General features: G+C 69.4%; 22 protein-coding genes and 3 pseudogenes. 10 read left to right on the top strand and 15 right to left on the bottom strand.

Going from position 1 to position 25,822, the window contains the following annotated elements:
* Positions 1 to 20: 20 nt before the first annotated feature.
* From ABT063_RS06715 to ABT063_RS06675, 9 genes and pseudogenes are all read right to left on the bottom strand, one after another.
* Entirely contained in the window at positions 21 to 3,674 is a 3,654-nt protein-coding gene (locus tag ABT063_RS06715) for a LamG-like jellyroll fold domain-containing protein (RefSeq protein WP_351056089.1), read from the bottom strand.
* A 537-nt stretch (positions 3,675 to 4,211) separates the two neighbouring features.
* Positions 4,212 to 5,675 carry a glycoside hydrolase family 32 protein gene (locus tag ABT063_RS06710; RefSeq protein WP_351056088.1) on the bottom strand — a complete coding sequence of 488 codons (1,464 nt, stop codon included), beginning with the start codon at positions 5,673 to 5,675 and terminating at the stop codon, positions 4,212 to 4,214.
* 70 nt (positions 5,676 to 5,745) lie between these two features.
* The gene (locus ABT063_RS06705) at positions 5,746 to 6,672 is read right to left on the bottom strand and encodes a carbohydrate ABC transporter permease (protein WP_351056087.1); all 927 of its coding nucleotides are present in this window, start codon (positions 6,670 to 6,672) and stop codon (positions 5,746 to 5,748) included.
* Position 6,673: 1 nt separating this feature from the next.
* On the bottom strand, positions 6,674 to 7,630 hold the full coding sequence (locus tag ABT063_RS06700) for a carbohydrate ABC transporter permease (protein ID WP_351056086.1): 957 nt from the start codon (positions 7,628 to 7,630) through the stop codon (positions 6,674 to 6,676).
* Positions 7,631 to 7,709: 79 nt separating this feature from the next.
* Complete coding sequence (locus ABT063_RS06695) at positions 7,710 to 8,990, bottom strand: extracellular solute-binding protein (RefSeq protein WP_351056085.1); 1,281 nt, start codon at positions 8,988 to 8,990, stop codon at positions 7,710 to 7,712.
* Between the two features lie 134 nt (positions 8,991 to 9,124).
* Positions 9,125 to 10,159: a LacI family DNA-binding transcriptional regulator gene (locus ABT063_RS06690; RefSeq protein ID WP_351056084.1), complete on the bottom strand. Its 1,035-nt coding sequence runs from the start codon at positions 10,157 to 10,159 to the stop codon at positions 9,125 to 9,127.
* Between the two features lie 165 nt (positions 10,160 to 10,324).
* Positions 10,325 to 10,618 carry a putative quinol monooxygenase gene (locus ABT063_RS06685; RefSeq protein ID WP_351056083.1) on the bottom strand — a complete coding sequence of 98 codons (294 nt, stop codon included), beginning with the start codon at positions 10,616 to 10,618 and terminating at the stop codon, positions 10,325 to 10,327.
* Between the two features lie 15 nt (positions 10,619 to 10,633).
* A complete protein-coding gene (locus ABT063_RS06680; RefSeq protein WP_351056082.1) occupies positions 10,634 to 13,195 on the bottom strand; it encodes a GH32 C-terminal domain-containing protein in 2,562 nt (853 codons plus the stop codon).
* A gap of 223 nt (positions 13,196 to 13,418) precedes the next feature.
* Positions 13,419 to 13,745, bottom strand: a pseudogene (locus ABT063_RS06675) (PfkB family carbohydrate kinase); the annotation flags it as partial.
* A gap of 293 nt (positions 13,746 to 14,038) precedes the next feature.
* Between ABT063_RS06675 and ABT063_RS06670 the strand changes: the two are divergent.
* From ABT063_RS06670 to ABT063_RS06630, 8 genes and pseudogenes are all read left to right on the top strand, one after another.
* Positions 14,039 to 15,061 carry a sugar ABC transporter substrate-binding protein gene (locus ABT063_RS06670; protein ID WP_351056081.1) on the top strand — a complete coding sequence of 341 codons (1,023 nt, stop codon included), beginning with the start codon at positions 14,039 to 14,041 and terminating at the stop codon, positions 15,059 to 15,061.
* 226 nt (positions 15,062 to 15,287) lie between these two features.
* The gene (locus ABT063_RS06665) at positions 15,288 to 16,283 is read left to right on the top strand and encodes an ABC transporter permease (protein ID WP_351056080.1); all 996 of its coding nucleotides are present in this window, start codon (positions 15,288 to 15,290) and stop codon (positions 16,281 to 16,283) included.
* Positions 16,280 to 17,116, top strand: coding sequence for an ATP-binding cassette domain-containing protein (locus tag ABT063_RS06660; protein WP_351056079.1), 837 nt, complete (start codon positions 16,280 to 16,282; stop codon positions 17,114 to 17,116). Before ABT063_RS06665 ends, ABT063_RS06660 begins: the two co-directional genes overlap by 4 nt.
* Before the next feature lie 63 nt (positions 17,117 to 17,179).
* Positions 17,180 to 18,211 carry a LacI family DNA-binding transcriptional regulator gene (locus tag ABT063_RS06655; protein ID WP_351056077.1) on the top strand — a complete coding sequence of 344 codons (1,032 nt, stop codon included), beginning with the start codon at positions 17,180 to 17,182 and terminating at the stop codon, positions 18,209 to 18,211.
* 68 nt (positions 18,212 to 18,279) lie between these two features.
* A pseudogene (locus tag ABT063_RS06650) lies at positions 18,280 to 18,685 on the top strand (SDR family oxidoreductase); the annotation flags it as partial.
* 162 nt (positions 18,686 to 18,847) lie between these two features.
* Complete coding sequence (locus tag ABT063_RS06640) at positions 18,848 to 19,519, top strand: M36 family metallopeptidase (protein WP_351056151.1); 672 nt, start codon at positions 18,848 to 18,850, stop codon at positions 19,517 to 19,519.
* The gene (locus tag ABT063_RS06635) at positions 19,516 to 19,869 is read left to right on the top strand and encodes a M36 family metallopeptidase (RefSeq protein ID WP_502990759.1); all 354 of its coding nucleotides are present in this window, start codon (positions 19,516 to 19,518) and stop codon (positions 19,867 to 19,869) included. Before ABT063_RS06640 ends, ABT063_RS06635 begins: the two co-directional genes overlap by 4 nt.
* Before the next feature lie 201 nt (positions 19,870 to 20,070).
* Entirely contained in the window at positions 20,071 to 20,358 is a 288-nt protein-coding gene (locus ABT063_RS06630; RefSeq protein WP_351056075.1) for a DUF3303 family protein, read from the top strand.
* Here the strand turns inward: ABT063_RS06630 and ABT063_RS06625 are convergent.
* Genes ABT063_RS06625 through pqqA form a run of 6 tightly spaced genes read right to left on the bottom strand, consistent with a single transcriptional unit; the run spans position 20,312 to position 24,672 of the window.
* Positions 20,312 to 21,493, bottom strand: a complete 1,182-nt coding sequence (locus tag ABT063_RS06625) for a PQQ-dependent sugar dehydrogenase (RefSeq protein ID WP_351056074.1) — start codon at positions 21,491 to 21,493, stop codon at positions 20,312 to 20,314. The genes ABT063_RS06630 and ABT063_RS06625 overlap by 47 nt on opposite strands.
* On the bottom strand, positions 21,462 to 22,619 hold the full coding sequence (pqqE, locus tag ABT063_RS06620) for a pyrroloquinoline quinone biosynthesis protein PqqE (protein ID WP_351056073.1): 1,158 nt from the start codon (positions 22,617 to 22,619) through the stop codon (positions 21,462 to 21,464). Before pqqE ends, ABT063_RS06625 begins: the two co-directional genes overlap by 32 nt.
* Positions 22,616 to 22,891: a pyrroloquinoline quinone biosynthesis peptide chaperone PqqD gene (pqqD, locus tag ABT063_RS06615; protein ID WP_351056072.1), complete on the bottom strand. Its 276-nt coding sequence runs from the start codon at positions 22,889 to 22,891 to the stop codon at positions 22,616 to 22,618. The genes pqqE and pqqD overlap by 4 nt, the downstream gene beginning before the upstream one ends.
* Entirely contained in the window at positions 22,888 to 23,613 is a 726-nt protein-coding gene (pqqC, locus tag ABT063_RS06610) for a pyrroloquinoline-quinone synthase PqqC (protein WP_502990758.1), read from the bottom strand. Before pqqC ends, pqqD begins: the two co-directional genes overlap by 4 nt.
* A complete protein-coding gene (pqqB, locus tag ABT063_RS06605) occupies positions 23,610 to 24,503 on the bottom strand; it encodes a pyrroloquinoline quinone biosynthesis protein PqqB (RefSeq protein ID WP_351056071.1) in 894 nt (297 codons plus the stop codon). Before pqqB ends, pqqC begins: the two co-directional genes overlap by 4 nt.
* 10 nt (positions 24,504 to 24,513) lie before the next feature.
* Complete coding sequence (gene pqqA / locus ABT063_RS06600) at positions 24,514 to 24,672, bottom strand: pyrroloquinoline quinone precursor peptide PqqA (protein ID WP_502990757.1); 159 nt, start codon at positions 24,670 to 24,672, stop codon at positions 24,514 to 24,516.
* Between the two features lie 213 nt (positions 24,673 to 24,885).
* Between pqqA and ABT063_RS06595 the strand changes: the two genes are divergently transcribed.
* Together ABT063_RS06595 and ABT063_RS06590 are read left to right on the top strand one after the other, a co-directional pair.
* Positions 24,886 to 25,317 (top strand): SRPBCC family protein, encoded by a 432-nt coding sequence (locus tag ABT063_RS06595; protein ID WP_351056070.1) that lies wholly within the window; start codon positions 24,886 to 24,888, stop codon positions 25,315 to 25,317.
* 378 nt (positions 25,318 to 25,695) lie between these two features.
* Positions 25,696 to 25,803: pseudogene (locus tag ABT063_RS06590) on the top strand (winged helix-turn-helix transcriptional regulator); the annotation flags it as partial.
* Between the last annotated feature and the right edge of the window lie 19 nt (positions 25,804 to 25,822).

The following is a 25,822-nucleotide window of genomic DNA, read 5'->3' as shown; positions in this document are numbered from 1 at the left end:
CGCCGCCGGTGGTCAACGGCTCATCGCACCTCCCGCGCATACGGCGCCACAGTGATCCGGTCGATCACCGGCGCGTAGCGGGACCGGAGCAGTACTCCCGGGAAGGTCTCCGACGCGTAGGTCTTGCCGTCGAAGTTCGGCAGTTCCTCGGAGCGGAAGGCGATCGTGTTCTGCCCCTTCTTCAGCTGGACGGGGACGGTCAGCTCCCAGAAGTTGTTCTGGTGAAAGCTGTGCGGGAAGCCGACGCGCCGCATCTCGCCGCCGTTGACGCTGATGTCGGCGTGGCGGGCGAGCGGGTCCGGGTTGTAGTGGGTGGCTTCGGACTGCTCGGGGTTGGAGTAGCGGATGCGCAGCGCGTACAGGCCGCTGCGGTCGGCGGTGACGGTGAACGTCGCGGTGTTGCCGTTGCCGGGATCGCCGCCTATGCCGGTGATCGCCGTGCCGCCCGTGGCCAGGGAGAGCGGTGTGAGTGTGGCCGAGCCCGCCAGCTTGGCGGCATCCGCCTCGTACGTACGCGTCGGGAGCGCGCCCTCGGTCGGCGTGACCCTGAGGCGGTCGACGAGGGTGGTGGACGAACCGCCGGTCAGCGTCACCTTGTTGACGCCGCCCGAGAGAGAGACCGCCGCGCTGCTCGTGCCGCTGCCCAGGCGTCGGACGTCATGCCCGTTGACGGAGAGCCGCGCGCCCGAACCGGCGAGGGTGTCGACCTTGAGGGTGGCCTCGCGGTCTGCGGGCGAGTAGACCCAGAACGTGGCGGTCTGGCCCTTGGCGAGCCGGGCCGCCCCCGATCCGGTGGCCGCCCGCTTCGGCAGGTCGTAGACGGGGCGCGCTGTGCCGCCCAGCCAGGCCAGTTCGCCCTCGTAGACCTGGGTGCCGGCCGACGCCTCGGGGAGGGAGAGGGTGAGGCGGTCGACGATGGCGTCGCCCTTGGTGGCGCGCTTGCCGTCGGCGCTCTGCGCGGCGAGCGTCAGGGTGTGCTTGCCCTTGGTGAGGTGGACCTTGGTGTCGGTGTGGTCCCAGACCACCCACTTGTAGCCCAGCGGCAGGTACAGCTCCTGCTCGCTGTCCGCCTTGCCGTCCACGCGCAGGAAGACGTTGGTCGGGCCCTGTTCCTTCACCTTGTCGAAGGTGTTGAGGGAGTTGGCGAAGACGCTCAGGTCGTAGGTGCCGTCCTGCGGTACGTCCACGGTGAAGTCGAGCGTGAGGTCCGAGCCGGTACGCAGGCCGCCCACGTCGTAGCCGCCGGAGGTGTAGAACTTCGACACGTCGCGGGGCGAGCCCTCGGGGCCGTTCCTGGAGTAGCCGGACCCGGTGTGGGCGGCGTCCTCCGCCTCGTACGAACCCTGCCAGCGCACGGGCGGAGACTGCGTGCCCTTCGCCTTCCCGGCCGGGCTGAGGACGATCTCGTACGCCGACGACTCCTTCAGCGTCGGCAGCGCGCCGTCGCCGAAGTCGACGACCACCGTGCCGTCGTCACCGACCTTCAGGTTCTGCTCGGAGAGCAGCTTCGGGCCGGAGTTGTCGCCCAGCTGCCCGCTCCAGTCGATCTCCTTGACCCAGGCGTGCACGCGGTCGCCGAAGAGCTTCTTGGGGACGTTGTCGAAGGTGATGTGGCCCTTGCCCGTGGAGCCGCCGAAGATCAGCCGGGACTGCTTCTTCTTCTCGTCGAGCGTGGCGACGCCCTGCATGGTGTAGTTCTGGCCGGGGAACGGCGGGGTCACCTTCACCGTGTGCCCGCTCATCGAGGCGTACGAGTGCAGCAGCCACCACTGGCCGTTGCCGCGGTTGGACTGCACCGCCGAGTCGGAGAGGTTGCCGTCGATGTTCCAGTACGCGATGTCGGCGTCGACCTTGGACTCCTCGATCGCGGACACCCACTGGATCATCTGGCCGGGCACCGAGGTGTGGTAGTTGAAGGCGTACTCGTTGACGTTGATCGGGAGCTGGGTACCCTCGCGGTCGGTGTCCTTGAACAGGTCCTTCTCCCACGCCCGGTACTTGGCGACGCTGGTGCGCACCGCCTCCGGGTGGCTCAGCTCGTGCCAGGTGATGACGTCCGGGAGGGTGCCGGCGGCCAGGGTGTGCGTGAGGAAGCCCTTCACCTGGTCGTACAGGACACTGGTGTTGGGGCCGGCTATGCGGGCGTCGGGCATCTTGCCCTTGATGAGCTTGTAGAAGTCGTCCCAGGCGGCGAAGTAGTCGTCCGGGTCGTTGAGCCAGCTGACCTTGTTGTAGCTCCACTCGCCGGTGCCGAACATGTTGCCCTCGGGCTCGTTGAACGGCACGAAGACGATGTTGTCCTGATACTCCTTCGGCAGTCGCAGGACCTGGTCGACCTGCCCCGCGATCTTCTCCCGGTAGAGCTTGAGCTTCTCCTCGGGGGTGTCGCCCGGCCACTGGTACGGGAAGCCGCGGTGGATGTCGGTCATGTAGATGTACACGTCACCGTCGGTGGAGTCGGCCAGCGGCTTGACCACCTCCAGCGCGTCGGCACCGGGGTGCTGCGGGCCGTCCTGCGCCTTGGTGGAGACCGTGCGCAGGCCCATGCCCTCCATGAGGTTGTTGGTGGGGACGTCCGGTCCGTACACGCCGTAGAGGGTGCCGGAGGCGCCGCCGTGGAACGCGCCGGTGTCCGAGCCGAGGTCGACGTTGAGCTGCCCTTCGCGGACCACGGTGACGGTCGCCTTCACCGCGCGTCCGGACGCGGTTCCGGCCACCGTGAACGTCCCGGGCCGCTCGTACTTCTCGGGCGGTACGGCGTCCCAGGCGATCGGCGTGTCACGGTCGTAGCCGTCGGAGAAGGAGGAGCGGACGGCGGCGGGGAGGGACGGGGCGGTCCCGGTCGTCGTTCGGACGTCGAAGGAGGTCTTCGAGAGCTCCTGGAGGGTGGGCACGGTCCCGACCGTGCCGGCCACCTGCTCGGAACTGAGCGCCGAGTGCCACACGGTGAAGTCGTCGATCGCGCCCTTGAGCAGCGGATCCGGCCAGAAGGACTTGCCGATGTAACCGGCGGCCGTGGCCGAACTCTCCAGCAGGTCCTTGGCCTTGACGTCGGTCTCGGCGGAGGAGACCGCCACGCCGTCGAGGTAGGTGGTGACCCGGTGGGCGTTGCTGTCGAGGGTGACGGTGACGGTCCGCCACTGGTCCGCGGGAAGCTCCGCGTACCCGCTGACCTGTGCCTCCGCGCCCCCTCCGCCGGTGGTCACGGCCGTGCGCAGCACTCCGCCGTTGTTGGAGGGGGTGGTGAAGAGGTACTTGGTGTTGTTGGTGCCCAGATCGAAGATCCGCTGCCAGGACGACTTGTCGTCGCCCCACTTCACGCGCGCGGAGACCGTCAAGTCGGCCGCGTCGCCGAGGATTTCGCGGGGGAGACGGACGTACGCACCGTTGGAGTCGGGTGCCCCACCGGGTAGCGCGAGGGCCTTGCCTCCGCCCGTGCCCTCGACGGACTGGGCGGTGGAGCCGTTCACCAGGCTCGCCGTCAGGCCGTTGCCGGAGCTGTCGGTGATCTTCCCGGAGGCGAGGTCGTCCTGGTCGAAGGTGTAACGGGCGGTGGGTTGGGGCGTGTCCGCCGCCTGCGCGGGGACGGCCGGCACGGCCAGCAGACCCGCGCCGACGGCCAGCGCCACGGCGGCCGGGGCTCTGCGCCGGGCCGTTGCGTCAGGGAATGGCATGGTGACGTCCTTTCAGGACGCTGTCGAACCGGTTCGACAGCGCCCACAGCGGCTCTTACCGGTCGGCGGGGCCGACCGGGTGGTCAGGTGTCACGGGGCGGTCAGGTGTCGGGGAGCGCGCCGCAGAGCTGCGCCAGTTCTTCGGCGGCGACGAGCGGCACCGCCCTTCGGCGAGACCGCGCGGGCAGACCGGAGTCGGCCGAGATCAACCGATCGGGACTGGAACGGCCGACGAGCGCGGCAAGGGGCATCCGTCGGCCTCTGCGACGCTGTACGTCGCGCGGCGTGGCGTTGTTCGGGCACGGGCGGCTCGCTTCTTCGGCTCCAGGAGGCGAGGCGTACTCCTCTCAACTCGACCCAGCTGTTCGGCTTTTCGAACATGGTTCGCAGTGTCGGCGAGACGGTAGGGGCAGGTGGGGGTGGTGGTCAAGACTTTGCGCACGGCGCCGAGCCGGGGTTCGTAGCCGTCCTCGCACACGCGGACGGGCACGATCAACAGCGGTCAGTCCGAATGCGGCTTCCGCTGCGGAGCGGAAATCAGGTGTCCTGCCCTTGGCGTGCGAAGAGTGGTTCTTGGTGGGTTCCGCTCGGGTGCAGGTTCCACACTTCGGTGGTGAAGTCGGTGTGGCCGGTGCCTGTGGTGCGGGCTTGCAGTCGCCATGGGGCCTCGCCGGTCGGGTAGAACCTGATGGTGAGTACCTGGCCGGAGGCGAGGTGGATCTCCGCGATGGAGCGATCGACGATGACGCGGAGTCCGACGGGTGTGCCGGGGGCCTCGGCGGCTGAGTAAGGCATGGCGTACGTGCCTGAGCGTGCTCGTGGGTCCAGTGAGGCGTGGCCGCGGTCCACGGTGAGCCGGCCGGCGGTGTGGTCGAGGGTGATGTCGAGGTGTTCTGCCCCGTCGGCCGAGGTGATGAGGCGCAGCCCGCTCGTGCCGGAGGGGTCGGGGGTCAGGACCGCGGTGAGGTCGAAGGTGTCGCTGACCGGCCCCAGTTCGACCGGCCGAGACCGGGTGACGTGTCCGGTGCGGTGCAGGACGCGTTCCCCGCGCAGGGCGAGCAGTTCGCGGGCGGGGCGCTGACGGACCGTGCCGTCGTCCGCCAGGGTCAGTTCGCGCGGGAGAGTGAGGACGCCCGCCCAGCCGGCCTCGTTCGACCACTCCGCCTCACGGGCCTCCCACGACCAGCCCCACAGCAGCCACCGGTCCTCCTCAGGGGCCTTGAGCAGGGCGGGGGCGTAGAAGTCCGGGCCGTGGTCCAGCCGTACGGGCGGTGCGGTCGCCGTGAAACGGCCGTGTTCCTCGCGGCCGGTGTGGGCCGTCACGTGGCTCGGGCCGCCCTGCGGGGTCCAGTCGCTGACGATCAGGACGCCGCGGTCGCCGAAGGTCGCGTACTGGGGGCATTCCCAGCCGGCCGGGTCGGCGGTGTCGGCGCGGGCGCTGGTGTGGAAGGGGCCGAGACAGGCCCAGTTCTCCAGGTCGTCGGATTCGTAGAGCAGTGCCGCTCCGCGGCCGTCGGCGAGTGCCGAGCCGACCAGCATGCGCCAGCGGCCGTCCTGCCGCCAGACGTACGGGTCGCGGTACATGGTGGTGCCGGCGGGCGGCTTCGGGATGAGCAGCTCCGGCCGCTTGGTCCAGGTGCAACCGCCGTCGTGGGACTCGGCGGTGGTGACCGGCTGCCACCAGCGGTCGGTGCGGTGGGCGGAGTAGAAGGCCACCAGCCGGCCGTCGACGGAGATGGCGTTGCCGGAGTAGCAGCCGTCGGCGTCGTCACCGCCGGGGGTGGGGGCGAGGGCGACCGGGAGCTGTTCCCAGGTGATCAGATCGGGGCTGCGGAAGTGGCCCCAGTGGACGGTCGCGTGCTGCGCGCCGTACGGGTTGTACTGGAAGAACACGTGGTAGTGACCGTCGTGGAAGACCAGCCCGTTGGGATCGTTGATCCAGTTGCGCGGCGGGCGCAGGTGTACGGCGGGCAGGTGGGGGTCGGCGGGCGGCGTGGACACACGGGGCCTTTCAAAGGGTGCGCGAGGCACGGGGGGTGGCAGAAAAAACAGGGGCGCTGGTCCGGTGGGATCAGCCCTTCACGCCGCTGGAGGCGATGCTGTTGACGAAGGCCCGCTGGAAGGCCACGAACAGCGCGAGCACCGGCACGGTGATCATCGACGAGTAGGCCATGACCTCGCCCCAGGAGGGATTGAGCTGGAAGAAGTAGTCGATGCCGACCATGACCGGCCGCAGCTCCTCGCTCTGGACGACCATCAGCGGCCACAGGTACTGGTTCCACATCGGCAGGAAGGCCAGGATGGCCACCGTGGCGATCGCCGGGCCGGACAACGGCATGACGATGCGCCGGTAGATGCCGAACCAGCTCGCCCCGTCGAGGACCGCCGCCTCGTCGAGTTCCTTGGGGATGCTCTGGAAGTACTGGTGGAACAGGAAGATGAAGAGGGCGTTGCCGACGAACGGCAGGATCTGCACCTGGTAGGTGTCCAGCCAGCCTTCGGTCACGACGAGCCGGCCGCCGTCCAGCTGCAGCCAGGGCAGCTTGTTGACCCACCAGACCATCGGCAGGGCGTAGGTCTCGAACGGGACGACCAGTGTCGCGATCACGGCGGTGAGCACGATCTTCTTGCCGCGCCAGCGCATCCGGGACAGGGCGAACGCCGCGAGACTGTTGATGAAGATGCTCAGCCCCACGGTGATGACGGAGATCCCGATGGAGTTGAGCAGGAACCGGATGGCGGGCACCCGGTCGAAGACCCCGGTGTAGTTGTCCAGGGACAGAGCGCCGACCGGCAGGAACGCCTTGATGCCGTCCAGGTCGCCGAAGATCTGCTCGTCGGGCTTGAACGACGACACCAGCATGAAGACGATCGGGAACGCGAAGAACAGCGCGAGCGCGATGCGCGCCGCGTGCAGGCCGATCCGGCGCAGTGACGGCCTGCGACGGCGGCCCGGGCGGGCGGAAGCCGGGGCGGGAGCAGGGGATACGGAGGTCATGTCAGTCCTTCTCCCGGGTGAGGAAGCGCTGGACGAGGGAGACGGCCAGCACCAGAACGAAGAAGACGAGGGAGATCGCGGACGCGTATCCGGTCTGCTGCTGGCTGTATCCGGTCCGCACGGCCTGGTAGACGACCGTGCTGGTGGCGTCCAGGGGCCCGCCCTGCGTCATCACGCTGACCTGGGTGAACAGGGCGAACGCGTTGATGGTGATGGTGATGAGCACGAAGGTGCGGGTGGCGCTGAGGCCGGGCCAGGTCACGTGCCGGAAGCGCAACCAGCGGGTGGCCCCGTCCATGTCGGCCGCCTCGTACAGGTCCTGCGGGATGGTCTGGAGTCCGGCCAGCCAGATGATCATGTGGAAGCCGACGCCCTGCCAGACGGACATGACGATGATGGCGGGCATGGCCGTGGACGGATCGTTCAGCCAGTCCGGTCCGTGCACGAGGCCGAGGGTGAGGCGGGAGATGATCTCGTTGACCAGCCCGGTCTTCTGGTACAGCAGCGTCCACAGGATGGAGACCACGACCATCGAGGTGACGACCGGGAGGAAGTACACGGTGCGGAAGAAGTTGACGCCTTTGACCTTGGCGTTGACGAGCAGGGCGAGCACCAGTGCCAGGCCGCCCTGCAGCGGGACGACGACGACGGCGAAGTAGAAGGTGTTGCGCAGCGACTTGTAGAACAGCGGGTCGTCCAGCAGGGTGCGGAAGTTCTGCAGTCCCGTGAACTGCGCCGGGGTCGGGGACACCAGGCGGGCGTTGGTGAACGCCAGCGCGAAGGCCAGCACCACGGGGACGACGATGAACATCACCAGGAGGAAGACGGCGGGGCTGACCATGCCGAGTGCGGCGAGGCTCTCTCCGCGCCGTGCGCGCCCCCGCGTCGCACGTCGGGTCGGTGGGGTGCCGGCGGCGGTGCCGGGTCGGGTGGGCGTTGACGACACTGTGGTGGTCATGGGACATCCAGGCAGGTACGTGTCCCGGCGGAGGCGGAGAGAATGAACCGCCGCCGTCCGCCGGGACGGGCGGACGCGGTCAGCTGCCGGTGGAGTAGTTGTTGGTCGACAGGTTGTTGTCGATCTCGCTGACGGCCTGGTCGAGGGCGCCCTTGACGTCGGCGCCGGCCAGGATGTCCCGAGCCGTCTTGGCGAACACCGTGGATATGTAGGGGTAGGCCGGGGTGACGGGCCGGACCACGGCGAACTTCTGCGCCTCTTGCAGGAAGAAGTTGAACTGGCCGCCGGTTTCGTAGCCCTTGACCTGTTCCGCCGCCGCCTCGGTGGCGGGGATGGTGTTGGTGGCCTTGGCGAAGTCCACGTAGTACTTCGTCTGCCGGGAGAAGTTCAGGTAGGCCTGGGCGCCTTCCTTGTTGGAGCAGGTCGAGCTCATGCCCCACTGCCAGGAGGCTCCGCCGATCTTCGGTCCGTCGCCGAAGTCGACCGGCGGGAGGATCGCCAGGTCGCTGCCGAACTTGTCGACGTTGGCCTGGGCGGACCAGCTGCCGTCCCACTGGATGGCGGTCTTGCCGTTGCGGAAGTCGTCGGCGGGGCTCTTGCCGGACTTCTGCGGCGCGTAGCCCTGCGTGACCATCGAGCGGAACCACTTGCCCCACTCGACGGCCTTCTCGACGTTCAGCGCGCCCTTGGCGGTCTTGTAGTCCGAGCGGTCGATCAGGTCGCCGCCGAAGCTCTGCAGTATCGGGGAGTAGGCGTACGGGAACCACTCACCGGTGTCGGCCGTGCCGAGGTCCAGCGTGTTCTTGAACTCGCCGCCCGCCTTGATCTTGGCGAGCGCGTCCGTGAACTCGTCCTTGGTCCAGGGCTTGTCGAGGGTGGGGACGCGGATGTCGTACTTCTTCAGGACCGACTTGCGCGAGTACATGGTCAGCGCCACGTCGTAGAAGCCGAACGCGTAGGTCTTGTCCTGGTAGGTGGCGACCGTACTGGGCAGCTGGTCCTTCACGGCGACCTCGCCCTTGGACAGGTCCAGCGGCGCGAGATACCCGCCCCAGGCCCAGTTCGGGACGTTGGGCCCGTCGACGTCGAGGATGCACGGCAGTTTCTTGGCGGAGGCCGCGGCCACCACCGAGTCGTTGTAGGAACCCTGCGGGAACGCCTGGATCTTGACCTTGTACTTGCTCTGGCCGGCGTTGAAGTCCTTGACGATCTGCTTCACGACGCCGTACTCGGCGGCGTTGCCGGCGTTGTGCGTCCACAGGGTCAGGGTGTCGCCGTCGGCGCCCGACGAGCCGGTGCTCCCGCTGCCGCCGCACCCGGCCACGAGCGCCGCCGCGGCAACGGCGGCTATGCTCGACACCGCGAGGCGCCTGGTTCTCGATTCCACTGGGTTCACTGGGGGTCCTCCATTTTCACTGGGCACGGTCCTGGCAGACCGTGCCGGCGGCCGGTGTCGACGGCCGCCTGTATCGGTGGTGCTTCGCCGTTCCGGGGTCAGAGTCGGGGCGGCGAAGCGACCGATGCCCGTACCACCAGCGGGCAGGGCAGCATTTCCTGAGCAGCCGGACCGGCTTCCTGGTCCTGGGCGCCCGTGAGCGCGAGCAGTTGTGCGACGGCCCGCACCCCCATCTCGTAGTGCGGCAGGGCGACGGTGGTCAGCCCGGGGAACAAGCCGTCACAGATCAGTTCCTGGTTGTCGAACCCGATCACCGACAGGTCGGCGGGAATCGACAGCCCCAGTTCGGCGGCGGCGCGGTAGACGCCCATCGCCATCCGGTCGGCGAAGCAGAACAGCGCGGTGGGCCGTTCCTCCGCCCGCAGCAGTCGGAGCGCCGCCCGGTACCCGCCGACGGCGTCGGTGGTCTCCGCCACCACCAGCCGGAGGTCCTCGGCGATGTCCGCCTCGGCGAGCGCACGCCGGTAGCCCTCGAGGCGTCCGTGGGTGGCGGGGATGTCGTCGACGTTGGTGATGAAGCCGATCCGGCGGTGGCCGTGGCGGACCAGCTCACGCACCGCCGTCTCCCCGCCCAGGACCTCGTCCGGTACGACCGAGGGCACGCCGGGGTCGTCCGAGCGCGCGTCCAGCAGCACCGTGGGGACCGACCGCAGCCGCTCCGGCACCGATACGACCCGGTGGTACATGGACGCGTACAGCACGCCGTCGACCTGGCGCTGCAGCAGCAGATCGATCTCCTTGCGCTCCAGCTCCGGGTCGCCGCCGGTGTTCAGCATGAGCAGCAGCAGGCCGTGCTTGGCCGCCTCCTCCTGCGCTCCCAGGATGATCCGGCCGGCGTGCGGAGTGGTGGCGATCTGGTCGCTGACGAAGCCGATCGTGTTCGACCGCTTCAGCCGCAGCCCCCGCGCCAGGGTGTTGGGCGCGTACCCCAGCTCCCGGGCCGCTTCGAGAACGCGCTGCCGGGTTTCGGCGTTGATGCGCTTGCCCTCGACCTCGTTGAGGATGTGGGAGACGGTCGTGGCCGAGACGCCGGCGGCTGCCGCCACGTCCTTGATCCCGATCCGCCTGCCCATGTCGTGCCCAATCGTTTTGGCAAGTGAGTGCGGGATGAGAGTGCGCCGCGCGAGGCGCCCCTGTCAACGGCTCGTTACGAACTCGTGGCCGAGCGATGGCGACAAAAAAGGGCCGGGCCCGCAGAGCGGGCCCGGCCGACGTCAGGTCACCGGATCAAGGGACCGTCAGGTCACCGGATCGAGGAAGGTCAGCACCGAGGCGTCCTCCTCGATCAGCGGGGCGAGGGCGGCGTTGAACGGGCCGCCGTACGGGGCCTTCAGGTGTGCCTGGAAGGCGTCCTCGTCCCGGTACACCTCGAAGATCCAGTAGGCGCGTGGATGGGACGCCTTGGTGTAGACGTCGAAGGCGAGGTTGCCGTCTTCCTCGCGCACCTTCCGGGCGTAGTCCAGGATCAGGCGGGCGACCTCGGCCTGCGCTCCGTCTCGGGCGGTGAACTCGGCGAGCAGGGTTTTCTTCACGGTCTCGTGTCCTTGTCAGTCGTGGGCGGAGCCGAGGTGCCAGACGCGGGCCTGGTCCAGCTGCACCGAGCCGTTCTCGGCGAAGACCTCGACTCCCTGGCTGGCGGGGTCGGGGAAGATCTGGTCGGTGATCACCGCTTCGCCGCTGCCGCCGAAGACCTCGACGGACGACCAGTCGACGAGGATCCGCAGCTTCACCTTGCCGTTCTTGGCCTGCAGCGGAGCCCGCTGGACGCCGGGGAAGGTGCTGTTGAAGTCCACGGCGCCGGAGCGGGTGCGGTCGACGTACAGCTCCTGTGTCGTGGTGTCGTAGCCGATGACGGTCTCCTCGCCGTCGGCGCCGGTGCGCACCTTGAGGCCGAAGCGTTCGGCGTCCTTGAGGGAGAAGGCGGCCTCGATGTCGAGTGCCTTGCCCCTGGCCGCGGGGCCGATCAGGGGCTTCGAGGTGCTCTTGACGGTGACGCCGGCCGCCGTCGCCGGGCGGTTCTGCCGGAGGGACGTAAGGCTGTCGACGGGCTTGCTGGTCAGCCGGATCTGGCCGTCGATCGTGCGCAGGGCCATCTGCCGGGGGACGCTTTGCGCGCCGCGCCAGGGGGAGGTGGGGATGGCGCCGCTGTAGTCCCAGTTGTTCATCCAGCCGATCATGTACCGCTTGCCGCCAGGCGCGTTCTCCCAGGACACCGCCGCGTAGTAGTCCTTGCCGTAGTCGGCCCAGTCGGCGCGCTGCACGACGGACTTGGCGGCGGTGTCCGCGGCGGTGAACCGGTCGGCCAGGATGTGACCCCAGCCCGCGGTGTTCATGTCGACGACCTGGATACGTGCCTTCTTGCCGGCGTAGGGACGCAGGTCGAAGGAGGCCCAGTCCAGGGTCTCGCTGTTGGCGCCGGTGGCGCTGCGGACGACCTGGCCGTCGACGATCAGGTTGACGGACGTCTCCTGGGAGACGGGCCGGGCCTCGGTGTCGGACAGCATGATGTGGTCGACGTTGAGGTGGCCCCAGCCGCCGGTGTTGTCGTCGACGATCCTGATCCGCGCCTTCTTGCCGGCGAGGTCGCCGACGTCCCAGGAAGCCCAGTTGAGCGCCTCGGCGTCCTTTCCGGTGGCGCTGCGCACCACTTGGCCGTCGACGAGGAGTTCGAGGGCGGTGGGGTCGGCGGAGCCGGCGGGGTGGTTGCCGCCGCCGATGAGGAAGTTGATGTGGTTCTTGTCGATGGTGAATTCGGGCGAGGTGAGGGTGCCGGTGGTGGAGTCGCCGTTCAGGTAGGTGTTGACCAGGCCGTCGCCCAGGAATCCGGAGACTTCTTGCTGGTTGGGGAGGGTGCCGGTGGCCGGTGCCGAGCCGAAGGCGTCTCCGGTCTTCGTCCAGTCGCCGTAGCTGCCGCCTTCGAAGTCGGCGAGGACCGTCCCTGCGGGCGGCGGCCCCTGCTCCATGACGGTGCCGGACTCGTGCGGGTGCCGTCCGCCGCCGACCTTGAAGTTCAAGTAGGGGCTGTCGACGGTGAATTCGGGTGAGGTGAGGGTGCCGGTGCTGCCGTCACCCGCGTGGAAGCTGTTGGCGAGGCCCTTGCCGTCGAAGCCGTCGACGGTCCCCTGCCCGGCCAGCGCCCCGGCCGACGGCCCGTCGCCGAACGCGGTTCCGGTGGTCGTCCACGTACCGAAGTCGGTGCCCTCGAAGTCCTGCATCACCGTGCCGGTGGGCGGGGTGTAGGTGCCCTTGTCCTCGGCGGTGAACTTCTTGCCGTCGAAGTCGCCGACGAAGTACTGGGCGGCCGAACCACCGGCGATACCACCGGGGTTGATGTTGACGACCAGAACCCACTTGATGTTGTTCTCGTCCCCGTCGACCGCGAGGGGGAACAGGTCGGGACACTCCCACACGCCGCCCGTCGCACCCTGCGGCCCGAACTCACTTTGCAGCTCCCAGTCCTTGAGATTCTTCGACGAGTAGAACCTCACCTTGTGCTCGGTGGACATCGACACCGTCATCAGCCAGCTCTTGGTCGGCGCGTACCACTGGACCTTGGGGTCGCGGAACTCCCGGGAGCCGATGTCGATGACGGGATTGCCCTGGTACTTGGTCCAGGTGCGGCCGCGGTCGGTGCTGTACGCGAGCGACTGGGCCTGTATGCCCGTGTCCTTGGCGTAGCTGGTGTAGATCGCCACCATGGGCGGGTTCTTCTCCGTGCCGAAGCCGGTGGTGTTGTCCCAGTCGACGACCGCGCTGCCGGAGAACACCATCTCCTCGTCGTCGTGCGACAGGGCGAGCGGCAGCTCCTTCCAGTGCACGAGGTCCCGGCTCACCGCGTGCCCCCAGGACATGTCGCCCCAGGAGTTGCCATTGGGGTTGTACTGGTAGAAGAGGTGGTATTCGCCCTTGTAGTACACAAGGCCGTTGGGGTCGTTCATCCAGTTCTTCTCCGGGGTGAAGTGGAACTGGGGCCGGTAGGTCTCGCTGTACGGCGGGGTGTCGGCGGCGACGGCCTGTGGGGCGAGCGGGGCTGCGGACAGGGCGCAGACGGTCGCCACCGCCGCGATCATCCGGGTGCGGGCATGCCGGGATACACGTCCAGGGCTCATGGGATCTCCTGTGCTGCGGCCCTCCGCACAGCGGCCTGCTGCCCGGCGCGGACCGGCCTAAATTGACGCCTTGTCGGCGCCGACGTCCACAGTGCCGACAAGAGGTGGGTGTCATCGTTGACTTGTGTCATCGATGACATCGAATGGGCCCGATGATGGGGTCAATCCGACAGACGCGTCAACAGTTCGGGCCTGATGTTTCCTTGGGCGTCTCGACCGCCCGTCATACGCGGTCGGCTGCGGCGAGCTGCTCCAACTGGCTCTGCCACGGCGGATCGGGACCGGCGACCGAGCAGGTCAGAGCCGCGACCCGGACGGCGAACCGGCACGCTTCCGCGACGTCGTCGAGGCGGAGTTCCGTCAGCCGGCCGCCGAGGAGGCCTCGGGCGCCGAGGTGGTGCAGCAGCCCGGCGGTGAAGGAATCCCCCGCCCCGACCGTGTCGACGACCCGCGTCGGCACGGCGGGCACCTGAATCCGTTCGCCGTCGAGCGACGCCAGGACCCCGTCGGCACCGCTCGTGATCACGACGAGCCGCGCCCCGGCCGCGTGCCGGACCACCTGGAGGCGTCCGGGGTGGACCTGTCGAGGCTCATGGGCTGCTCTCTCTGACGAACGTACGGGCGGACCGGACGCGTCGTGGCGCATATGCCGGACGGCTACGAGCGGGCGACGGCCGCGGGGCGTTGCCGATTTGTGACGGGTACGGGGCATTGACGTTTCCGGGAGCCGGAGTCCATCATCCTCGCCATGCAGTGTCAACGATGACATAAGTCAACGATGACACCTCGGGACGGCATGCTCCGATGCCGACCGCGCCGCTCGCAATCCCGCAGGAGTCGTTCATGTCTCGCACCGCTCGTCTGCCCCTCTCCCTCCTCAGAGCCGCTGCGTGCACGGGCATCGCGGCCCTCACCCTGACGGCCTGCGGATCCGGCTCCGGGTCGACTTCCGCCGCCGCCGGTTCGGGCGAGGTCAAGGTCGGTCTGATCACCAAGACCGACACCAATCCGTTCTTCGTGAAGATGAAGGAGGGCGCGGAGAAGTCCGCGAAGGCCGAGGGCGTCAAGCTCATGACCGCGGCCGGCAAGTTCGACGGCGACAACGCCGGTCAGGTCACGGCCATCGAGAACATGGTCGCCGCCGGGGTGAAGGGCATCCTGATCACCCCGAGCGACTCCAAGGCCATCGTGCCCGCGATCGAGAAGGCCAAGGCCAAGGGCGTCCTGGTCATCGCCCTGGACACCCCGACCGAGCCGGAAAGCGCGGTCGACGCCCTCTTCGCCACCGACAACCTCAAGGCCGGCGAGCTGATCGGCGAGTACGCCAAGGCCACCATGAAGGGCAAGACCGCCAAGATAGCCACCCTCGACCTCGCGCCGGGCGTGTCCGTCGGCGTCCAGCGGCACAACGGCTTCCTCAAGGGCTTCGGCATCGAGGAGAAGGACCCGGCGGTCGTCTGCTCCCAGGACACCGGAGGCGACCAGGCCAAGGGCCAGACGGCGATGGAGAACTGCCTCCAGAAGGAGCCCGGCATCAACGTCGTCTACACCATCAACGAACCGGCCGCGCTGGGCGCGTACACCGCGCTCAAGGCCAAGGGCCGGGAGAAGGACGTCCTGATCGTCTCCGTGGACGGCGGCTGCACCGGAACCCAGGCGGTCAAGGACGGCAAGATCGCCGCCACGTCGCAGCAGTACCCGCTGAAGATGGCAGCCGAGGGCGTCAAGGCGGTCGTGACGTACGCCAAGGACGGCAAGAAGGCGTCCGGTTACACCGACACGGGCGTCACCCTGATCTCGGACAAGCCGCAGGACGCGGTCACGTCCAAGGACACCGCCTACGGCCTGGAGAACTGCTGGGGCTAGGGCGTGTGCCGGCAGTCCCATCGTCCGCGCGGGGCAGGCGGGACTTCCGACACACGCCCCAGGGCCTGCCTTTCGGATCAGGCCGCCCCCGAGGACCGTACGACACCGCTCTCCCCCTCAGCGGGGCGGCCGCCCCTCCTCCCCGACCGGGGGACGGCCGCCCCCTCGTTCCCTTGTCCTCCGACGGGGACGGACAAGGACCTCTGTCTTCCGACAAGGACTTCGCATGACAGCCACGACCACGCCGTACGCCGAGCTCAAAGCCCCGACCACGGCCCGCCGACTGCTCACGGCACCGACCACCGGCCCGCTGGTCGCCCTCCTCCTGGCCTGTGCCTTCTTCTCCTTCTCGACCGACCAGTTCCTCACCGGCGGCAACTTCTCGCTGATCGTGCAGCAGGTCATGGTCGTCGGCACCCTCGCCATCGGACAGACCCTGATCATCCTCACCGCGGGCATCGACCTGTCGTGCGGTGCCGTGATGGCGTTCGGCAGCATCGTGATCGCCAGGATGGCCGCCGAGGGATCCGTACCCCCGCTCGTCGCCATCGCTCTGGGCCTGGCCGTCTGCGGCGGCTTCGGGCTGCTCAACGGGCTGTTGGTGCAGAAGATCCCGCTGCCGCCGTTCATCGTCACCCTCGGCATGCTCAACGTGGCGTTCGCGCTGACCCACATCTACTCCGAGGAGCAGACGGTCACCAACCTGCCCGGCCCGCTGACGGCCCTCGGGCAGACCTTCCCCCTCGGCCGCACCGACATCACCTACGGCTCACTGGTCACCATCGCCCTGTTCCTCCTCCTCGCCTACGCGCTGAGCAGCACCGGCTGGGGCCGGCACGTCTACGCGCTGGGCAACAGCCAGGAAGCGGCGCGGCTGAACGGCATCCGCACCTCCCGGCTGACCATCGGCGTCTACACCGTGGCAGGCATCCTGTACGGCATCGCCGCCCTGCTGCTCATCTCCCGCACCGGAGTCGGCGACCCCCAGGCCGGCCAGACCGACAACCTCGACAGCATCACCGCCGTGGTCCTCGGCGGCACCAGCCTCTTCGGCGGGCGCGGTTCGGTGCTGGGCACCTTCATCGGCGTGCTCATCGTCGGTGTCTTCCGCAACGGCCTGCAGCTGATGGGCGTCGCCTCCATCTACCAGACCCTGATCACCGGTGTCCTGGTGATTCTCGCGGTGACCGTCGACCAGATCTCCCGGAAGAAGGCGCGATGACTGCCACCTCCTCCCCCACCCCCGTGCTGCAGGCCCGCGGTCTGGTCAAGCGCTACGGCCACGTCACCGCCATCGACGGCGCCGACTTCGACCTGCTGCCGGGCGAGGTCCTCGCCGTCATCGGCGACAACGGAGCCGGCAAGACCAGCCTCATCAAGGCCCTCACCGGCGCGGTGGTTCCCGATGCGGGCGAGATACGGCTCAACGGCAAACCCATCACCTTCTCCGGTCCGCAAAGTGCGCGCGCCCACGGCATCGAGACGGTCTATCAGGACCTCGCCGTGGCCGCCTCCATGGACATCGCCTCGAACATGTTCCTCGGGCGCGAGCTGCGTCGCCCCGGCGTCCTCGGCAGTGTCTTCCGCATGCTGGACAAGAAGCGGATGCGCGAGGAGGCCGCCGAGCACATGGCCGATCTGAAGATCGGCCTGCGCTCGCTGACGCAGTCGGTCGAGACCCTCTCCGGCGGACAGCGGCAGGCCGTCGCGGTCGCCCGTTCCGTCGCCTGGGCCCGCAGCGTCGTCGTCATGGACGAACCCACCGCCGCCCTCGGTGTCAAGGAGTCCGGTCAGGTCCTGGACCTCATCCGCCGCGTCCGGGACAAGGGCATGCCGGTTGTCCTGATCAGCCACAACATGCCGCACGTCTTCGAGATCGCCGACCGGATCCACGTCCACCGGCTGGGCCGGCGAGCAGCCGTGATCAAGCCGTCCGACTACTCCATGGCGGAGGTCGTCGCCATCATGACCGGCGCACTCACCGTCGATGAGGCCGGAGGTACTGTCGTAGCGGATTCCGAGGCCGCGAAGGCCGCGGGAGTCCAGGCCAACTGAAGCACTCACAGGTTCCGGCCGAGGCCGCGGCCGGAACCGACGAGCACAGGAGACCGTTCCTCCATGGCAGCGAACCGCCGCCCGACCCTGGCAGACGTCGCCCGAGAAGTGGGTGTCAGCGCCAAGACCGTCTCCCGCGTCCTCAACGAGGACGGACCCGCCTCAGCCCGGACCAGGGAACAAGTACTCGCCGCCGTGGCCAAGCTCGGCTTCCAGCCGAACCTCATGGCACGCAACATCCGCGTCGGCGGACCGGACACCACCATCGGACTGGTCATCCCGGACCTCGCGAACCCCTTCTTCGGAGCCGTGGCCAGCAGCATCGAGGACACTGTCCGCGACCGCGGTCTGACCCTGCTCATGGGCTCCTCCGCGGACGACCCCGACCGCGAACGCGCGCTGACGGACAAGTTCCTCGCCCGCCGCGTCAGCATCCTGATGGTCGTGCCGTCCGTCGGCGCCGACCACTCCCACCTCAAGACCCACCGCGCCACGGGCCTGCCCGTCGTCTTCATCGACCGTCCGGGCGTGGGCCTGGCCACGGACAGCGTCGTCAGCTCCAACCGCGCGGGCGCCCACGAGGGCGTCGCCCACCTGATCGCCCACGGACACCGGCGCATCGGCTTCATCGGCGACCTGCCCGTCAAGCTGTACACCCGCCGCGAACGCCTCGTCGGCTACCGCGCGGCCCTGCAGGAAGCCGACATCCCCTACGATCGCTCGCTGGTCGCCAGCGCACACGACCAACAGGGCGCCGAGGCCGCGACGTCGAAGCTTCTCGACCTGGCCGATCCGCCCACGGCCCTCTTCGCCGGCAACAACATCATGGCGCTGGGATCCGTCGCCGAACTCGCCCGCAGCAAGCGCAAGGACGTGGCCGTCGTCGCCTTCGACGACGTGTCGCTCGCCGAGGCACTCGAACCAGCCCTGACCGTCGTCGCCCAGGACCCCGAGGAAATCGGCAGAACCGCAGCGACCACGGCCCTGTCCCGCCTGGACGGCGACCGCACCCGGGCCCGCACCATCACGGTGCCCACCCGTCTGATCGTCCGGGGGTCCGGGGAGCGGTCCGCTCCGGCACTGCAGAGGGCTTGATCCGGGCCAACTCTCGTCGTGGGAAAAGCGATTGACGCTCCACCACCGGTCATGGACGGTCGCAAACCGTGACGACGAGCAGCGATCAAGACCAGTCCCCCCGGCCGCACCCCTCCCGCCGCCCGCCCACTCGCCCTGGTCACCGGCGTGGGCCGCACTGTCGGCATCGGCGCCGGCCTCGCCCAGCGGCTGGCCGCGTCGGGCTGGGACATCGCCTTCACCTACTGGTCCCCCTACGACAAGCGCATGACCTGGGGCAGGGAGCCCGGCGCGACCGAAGCGATCAGCCAAGCCCTGACCGAACACGGTGCGTCCAACACGGCGGTCGAGGCGGACCTCGCCGATGCGGACACCCCGGCACGCGTCTTCGACGAGGTCGGACAACGGCTGGGCAGCGTCACCGCGTTGGTGATGTGCCACTGCGAGTCGGTCGCCTCCGGTCTGCTCGACACCACCGTCGAGAGTTTCGATCGACGGACCCGTCGGCCGCTCACGGATACCGGGCGGCCACCGCCACGGCCTCGTCCAGGCTGTCGCACTCCAGCACGTCGAACCCGCCGACGAACTCCTTCGTCTCCGCGAACGGCCCGTCGGTACGCAGCACTTCACCGTTGCCTCGGCACCTTCCACGACCACTTGAAGGCCGGTCCGATCGGCTTCACCCGGGCCGCGGGCAACTTCGACGGCCGGGACGGCGACGCCGTACTGGCGCAGACGGACGACGGCGCGGCCATGAAGGACGGGCTGCCCGACGACGACCACCTCAACAACGCCAACATGGGCACACCGCCGGACGGGCAGCCGCCCACGATGCAGATGTACCTGACCGGCTCCGGGCCCGGCTACGACGTTCTGCAGGGCAACTGGGGCGATGACGCCGCCACCGTCTACCACGAGTACACCCACGGTCTGTCCAACCGGCTCGTCGTCGACGCCGACGGCGTCTCGACCCTCAACAGCCAGCAGTCAGCGGCCATGGGCGAAGGATGGAGCGACTGGTACGCCCTCGACTTCCTCAACAACCGGGGCGTACTGAAGGACAGCCCGCGCACCGACGGCGAGGTGACGCTCGACCCGCCGGGCTGGAGCGACGAACTGCCGGCGCGTTCCCAGGCGATGGACCGCTCGGTCGGCTCCACGTCGGCCAGGTGCCCCGGAACGAAGGAGGCCGGACCGGGCGGCTACACCTACGGCGACTACGGGAAGATCGCCGACGGCCGCAGGTGCACGCCGACGGCGAGATCTGGGGGGAGACGCTCTGGGACCTGCGCACCGCACTCGGCAGCAGGCTCACCGAGTCGCTGGTGACCCGGGCGATGGAGCTGTCGCCCGCGAACCCGACCTTCCTCGACCAGCGCAACGCCATCCTGCAGGCCGACACCGTGGTCAACGGCGGGCGTGCCCACGATCGCATCTGGAAGGTCTTCGCCCAGCGGGGCATGGGCTGGTTCGCCGCCGCCCTCTCGGGCGACGACACCCGGCCCGACGAGGACTTCTCCCTGCCGCCCGGCCCGGACACCCCGGTGGTCACCCTCACCGGCAAGGTGACCGACGAGGCGTCCGGCACCCCGGTGAGCGGGGCCACGGTCAGCATCAGCGGCCACGCCTCCGGCTTCCCCGGCGCCGACTTCTCCGCCGTGACTGCCCGCCAGGGCTGACGGGCGCGGTACCTGACATCCGAGGGCGGCGTCCGGGCCACGGGACGCCGCCCTCGGTTGTTCCCGGTGTCGCGATGGCCTCCGTAGGGCGTACCAGATGTTGCCGCGGTGATCAGCGGAGGTGACGCTGAGCGCGATGCACCGGATCCCAGCTGGCGCGGGCGGAACCGCGCAGGTCGCGGTGCGTGAGGAGAGCGTGCGATGCGGATGATGATGAAGGCTCGTATGGACACCCAGATGTCGAATCAGGTGACGAAGGGCGGCGCGATGCCCGACTCGGTGAAGTCGGCCATCGAGCGGCTGAAGCCGGAGGCCGCCTACTTCACGCCTGAGGGCGGGCGCTCCATGATCCTCGTGTTCGACATGAAGGACAGCTCCGAGTTGCCCTCCATCGCCGATCCGTTCTTCCAGGAGATGGGTGCCGAGGTCACGTTCGAGCCGGTCATGAACCTCGACGAACTGCAGAGGGGCCTTGCCGCCCTGCGGTAACGGAGCCGACGGCAGCGGGGCCGAGGGTCACCCGGAGGACACGGTCCGCGCCGTCCGGCTGTCCTCCGGGGGCGTCGGCGTTAGTGGTCGTCAGCCACAGCTGGTCGCGGCCGGGCACCTTCACCACCGTACGGAGTCGGCCGTATGTGCCGACGTAGTACGCCGTCGCCGTGCCCACGTTCTCCGTGTCGCCCTCGATGGGGACACGCCACAGGCGCTGGCCGCGCTGTGCGGCCATGTAGACGACGTTGTCGGCGATGGCGATGGCGCTGGGCGAGGCCTCGCCGGTGGTCCAGGTCTTCTTCGGGTTGGTCATCCCGGCGACCGAGCAGGTGCCCTCGCAGGTGGGCCAGCCGTAGTTGGCGCCGGGCTTGATCAGGTTCAGTTCGTCGAACCTGGTGTTGCCGAACTCCGCCTCCCACAGCCGCCCGTTGCGGTCGAAGGCGAGCCCCTGCGGATTGCGGTGGCCGAGGCTGTAGACGTGGTTGCCGAAGGGGTTGCCGGGGGCCGGCTCCCCGGCGGTGGTCAGGCGCAGGATCTTGCCGTTGAGGGAGTTCCGGTCCTGGGCGAGGGCGGTGTTCTGGGCGTCGCCGGTCGTGGCGTACAGATAGCCGTCGGGGCCGAAGGCGAGCCGTCCGCCGTTGTGGTACGTGGCCTTTCTGATGCCCTGGAGGATCACCTTGTAGCCGCCGAGCGAGGTGCCGTCGTACGTCATGCGGGCGATGCGGTTGCCTTCGGCGGCGGTGTGCATGAAGTACACGTAGCGGTTGGTGGCCCAGTCGGGGTCGACGGCGACGCCCATGAGTCCGCCCTCGCCGTTGGTGGTCTGGCTGTTGGGGACGGTCCCGACCTGGGTCTTCGTGCCGTCCTGGGTGACCTTCCAGACCCGGAAGTCGTCGCGCTCGGTGACCAGGGCGTGGGAGCCGTCGGGGAGCCAGTCGACGCCCCAGGGGATGGTCAGGCCGGTGGTGAGGGTGGTGACGGAGGTCGGTACTCCGTCGGCCGCGGTGGGGGTGGCGGTGTCGGCCTGTGCGGAGCCGGCTCCGGTGGCACCGGCCAGTAAGAGCCCTGCCAGGGACAGGGCCGTACCCGCGGTCAGCGTTCTACGGGTCCTGCGCTTGCCGATCTTTCGCATCGGTCCTCCATGTGGGGGGTTGGGGAAGGGAACGGAAGGAACGGAGTGTCGTCGGCAGGCCCGGGTCGGGGCGAGGGCCGTCGACGAGCGCCTGTACCAGACCGTGGTCGGGGGACAGCCGGCACACGGGATCGGTGCGGGAGGCGTCGCCCGTGAGCGCGTACGCCTGGCAGCGGCAGCCGCCGAGATCGGCCTCCCGCTGGGGGCAGGATCGGCAGGGCTCGGCCATCCAGTCGGTGCCCCGGTAGCGGTGGAACGCGGGCGAGTGGTGCCAGGCCCACTCCAGGGAGCGGTCCCTGACGTTCGGGGCGTCGAGCCCCGGCAGGGTGGCGGCGGCCGGGCAGGGCAGCACCGTGCCGTCGGGGGCCACGGTCAGCGAGACGGCGCCCCAGCCGCCCATGCAGGGCTTGGCGACCCCGTCGACGTGGTCGGGCACCACCCACACCACGTCCATGCGCCCGGCCAGCCGCTCCCGCCGGGCCTCGACGACGGCCCGCGCCCGGTCGACCTGCTCCCTGCCGGGCAGCAGCCGGTCCCGGTTGAGCAGGGCCCATCCGTAGAACTGGGTGTTCGCCAGCTCGATCCGCTCGGCTCCCCAGTCCAGCGCCAGATCGAGGAGGGCGTCGAGCGCGTCCAGATTGTCCCGGTGGAGTACGGCGTTCAGGCCCAGCGGCAGTCCCGCCTCCCGGACCAGGGCCGCGGCCTTCCGCTTGGCGGCGAAGGAGCGGTGCCCGGCGATCCGGTCGGAGGCGGCGGGTTCGGCGTGCTGCACGGACAGCTGGACGCTGCGCAGCCCGCGGTCGGTGAGGCCGGTCAGCCGCTCCCGGGTCAGGCCGACGCCGCTGGTGACGAGTTGGGTGTAGACGCCCGCCGCGTCGGCGGCGCCGACGATCTCGGGCAGGTCGCGCCGCAGCAGCGGTTCCCCGCCGGAGAGGTGTGTGTGGACGACGCCCAGCTCACCGGCCTGACGCATGACGTCGGCCCACTCGTCGGTACGGAGTTCGGCGGACCGGCGGATGAGATCCACGGGGTTGGAGCAGTAGGCGCAGTGCAAGGGGCAGCCGTGGGTGAGTTCCGCGAGCAGCGCCCAGGGTGGGGCAACAGGCACGGCGGGGGCCGCGGTCATCGGATCCAGCCCTCCTCCCGCAGCCGTCCCAGGAACCGCGGGACCTCGGTGGCGACGGGCGCGCCGGGAAAGCGCTCGGCCAGCTCAGCGACGATCGCCCCCAGCGCGTGTTCGCCGTCGCAGAGCCTGAGGACTTCCCCCGCGCTGCCGCGCAGCACGACCACGCGTTCCGGCATGACCAGCAGATCGGTGCCGCGCACCCGGTCGTGGCGGAGCAGGACGGACCGGCTCAGCGCCGGGTTCCAGTCGCTGCCGCCCGCGCCGCCGGTCATGGCGTCTCCGCCCCGTCGACGGCGTCGAGCAGCGACCACAGCACCTCGCACTTGAAGGTGAGCGCGGCGACGGCCCGTTCCTGCTCCTCTCGGGTACGGGCCCACCGCTTGACGAGGTCGAGCGCCTCGGCGCTGTCCCGCCCGCCCTGCCCCACGCGGGTACGGAAGTAGGCGAGCCCCTCGGCCTCGATCCACGGGTAGTGGTACTCGAACGCGGCGATGCGGGTGCGCATCAGCCCGGGGGCGGACAGCTCGGTGAGGGAGGCGGCGACGGCCTCCAGCGGGGACCTGAGCCGACAGAAGTTGACGTACCCGTCGACCGCGAGCCGCACCCCGGGCAGCACGTCCTCGGCCGACCACAGCAGCTCCCGGTCGAGTCCGGCGGCCTCGCCGAGCCGCAGCCAGCGCTCGATGCCGCCCTCCCCCTCCCGTACGCCGTCGTGGTCGACGATCCTGCGCAGCCACGTGCGGCGCAGCGCCGGGTCCTCGAACTTGGCCAGGATCAGGGCGTCCTTGACGGGGATGTGCCGCTGGTAGTGGAAGCGGTTGGTGATCCAGCGGCGCAGCTCGGCCGGGGCCAGGGTGCCTTCGTGCATCCGTACGTTGAACGGGTGGCGGTCGTGGTAGCGGGTGGTGGCGACGTCCCGCAACCGCTCCTCGAATGCGGCAGAGCTCCACGGACCGTCAACCAGGTTGCCCGGCACGGGGGTTGTTGTCGTCACAGCTCGATGACCATTCCGTCGGCGGCGACCTCGAGTCCCCGGTCGGCCAGCTGTTTGTGCCGGTCGTCGTCCGGGTCGGTGAGGGGATTGGTGTTGTTGAGATGCGTGTACAGGCAGCGGGCGCGCAGCCCGGCCAGACGGCGCGCGGTGCCGGTGGGCCCGTCGACCGGCAGATGCCCCATCCCGCCGGCCGTCCTGCTGGAGATCCCGGTGCGCACGGGCTCGTCCTCGTCCCAGAAGGTGCCGTCGACGACGACGCAGTCGGCGGCCTCGGCGGCCTCGTGCAGGGCGTCCGGCCAGGCGGCGAGGGCGGGGGCGTAGAGGAGGGACCTTCCCGTGGCCGGTTCGCGGAGCACCAGGGCGATCACCCAGCGCGGGTCGTCGTCGCCCGTCCCCACCGCGTACCGGGGTCGTTTGGCGGCGACGGGCACGGCGGCGGCCTCCAGTTCCGGCCCGAGCGGCAGCGGGGCGGCCGTGCCCAGCTCCCGCCAGCGCAGCTCCGTGTACGGCCCGAGTACGGCTCCGAGGCGCGGGCCGGTGAGCAGCGCCTCGCGCACCGGGGCGGTGGCGACCAGCTCCACGGCGTCCGCCTCGCGCAGCCGGGCCACGCCGAGGGTGTGATCGAGTTCGGCGTCGGTGAGGACGACGCCCGCGACCGGGGTCTGCCGGGCGCCGGGGCCCGGATGCAGCGCGGGAGTGTCTTCGATCTGGTCCCCGAGGTCGGGGGTGGCGTTGACGATGTACCAGCGGCCGGCGTCCGCCCGTACGGCGAGGGACGCGTGGCGGCGGCGCCGCTCCGGATGGACGCGTGCCCCGGCGCAGCCGGGACACGCGCAGTTCCACTGGGGCAGTCCGCCGCCCGCCGCGGTGCCGAGCACCTGCAGCAGCACGGCGGCGGGGTTACCGCGTGGCCAGCGCGTACGCCGTCACTTCGAGCGCGGTCTCGACGACCTCGTACTCGGGTGACTGCCAGGTCGTCTGGTCGGTGGGGGTGGGTGACGGCTGGTCGGGCGTCTCTTTGCTGTTCTGGATCCTGTGGTTCTCCCGGATCTCCTGCATGTCTGTTCCTGCCTTCCTGCGTGGGGGTTCAGGACCGAACAGATCATTACTGGTGTGCCTGCTGTTTCAGCATCGCGACCTGGCGGAACACGGTCAATCACTCCAACGGAATCAAGCCACGGCCGCCTGGGCCCGTCGTGCCGGGCGCACACTGGAAGCAGAAGGCCATGCATGCAGAAGACCATGCTCGTGAGCCGAGCGTGGAGGTGAGCCATGAGCACCCTCGAGAAACACGTCGACGTCGGAGTCCCGATCGCCAAGGCCTGGGACAGCCTTCACCGGATGGAGGACTATCCACGCTTCGTGGAAGGCGTACGCGACGCCCGTACGGAGGCGGGGCGCCGAGCGCACCTGGACGTCGAGGCCGGCGGCCGGGCCCGGGAGATCGAGGCCGAGGTCTCCGACCACGAGGACGAACGCGTGATGGAGTGGCACACCACGGGTGCCCCGGAGCTGACGGGTTCCTTCTCGCTGCAGCCGCTCGACCAGAACCACACCCGGGTCCAGGCACGGCTCGAGTACGACCCCGGCACGATCAGGGAAGCGTTCGGCGGGCCGAAGGGGTTCGCCCAGGCCAACGCGATCGAACGGCTCGTCGGCAGCGATCTGGAGCATTTGAAGGAGTACCTGGAACAAGGGCGGTGAGCGGCGGGCAGCATGCTGGACCCTGCAGTCGCCGTGGGACCGCTCAGCGGCAGGTCTCCTCCCCCAGCCCGGTGCGCGGCACGCGCTCACTTGGGGCCGAGTCTCAGCAGGTCCTGGGCATGCTCGCGCAACCGCGGCTACCGTGTCCGGCGTCCACGGTGCGTATCACCTCATCGATCCCGCAACTGGCAGGGGACTGTCTATCGCCTTCTTTGAGGACGAGGCCGCAGCCCGAGCTGCACGAGAGGCCATCGAGAAACGCGCCGAGGAGATCGGCTGGCACAACACCCCGCACCCGGCACCCACCTCCCAGACGATCTACAACGTCATCCGACACGCGTAGCCCGGCACCAGAGGGTGTGCCAGCGTGGCCGGCGGGCGTTCCTGATCATCGAGACCCTCGGCGAACGCACACTGCGCTTCAGCGAACTGCGGAACGAGATCGAAGGCATCAGCCACAAAATGCTGACCCAGAACAACCGGCTGTGCTCCGCTCTGACCGGAA

Source organism: Streptomyces sp. NPDC002838 (assembly GCF_040295365.1).
GTDB lineage: Bacteria > Actinomycetota > Actinomycetes > Streptomycetales > Streptomycetaceae > Streptomyces.
This window is presented reverse-complemented; position numbering and strand designations above follow the sequence as displayed.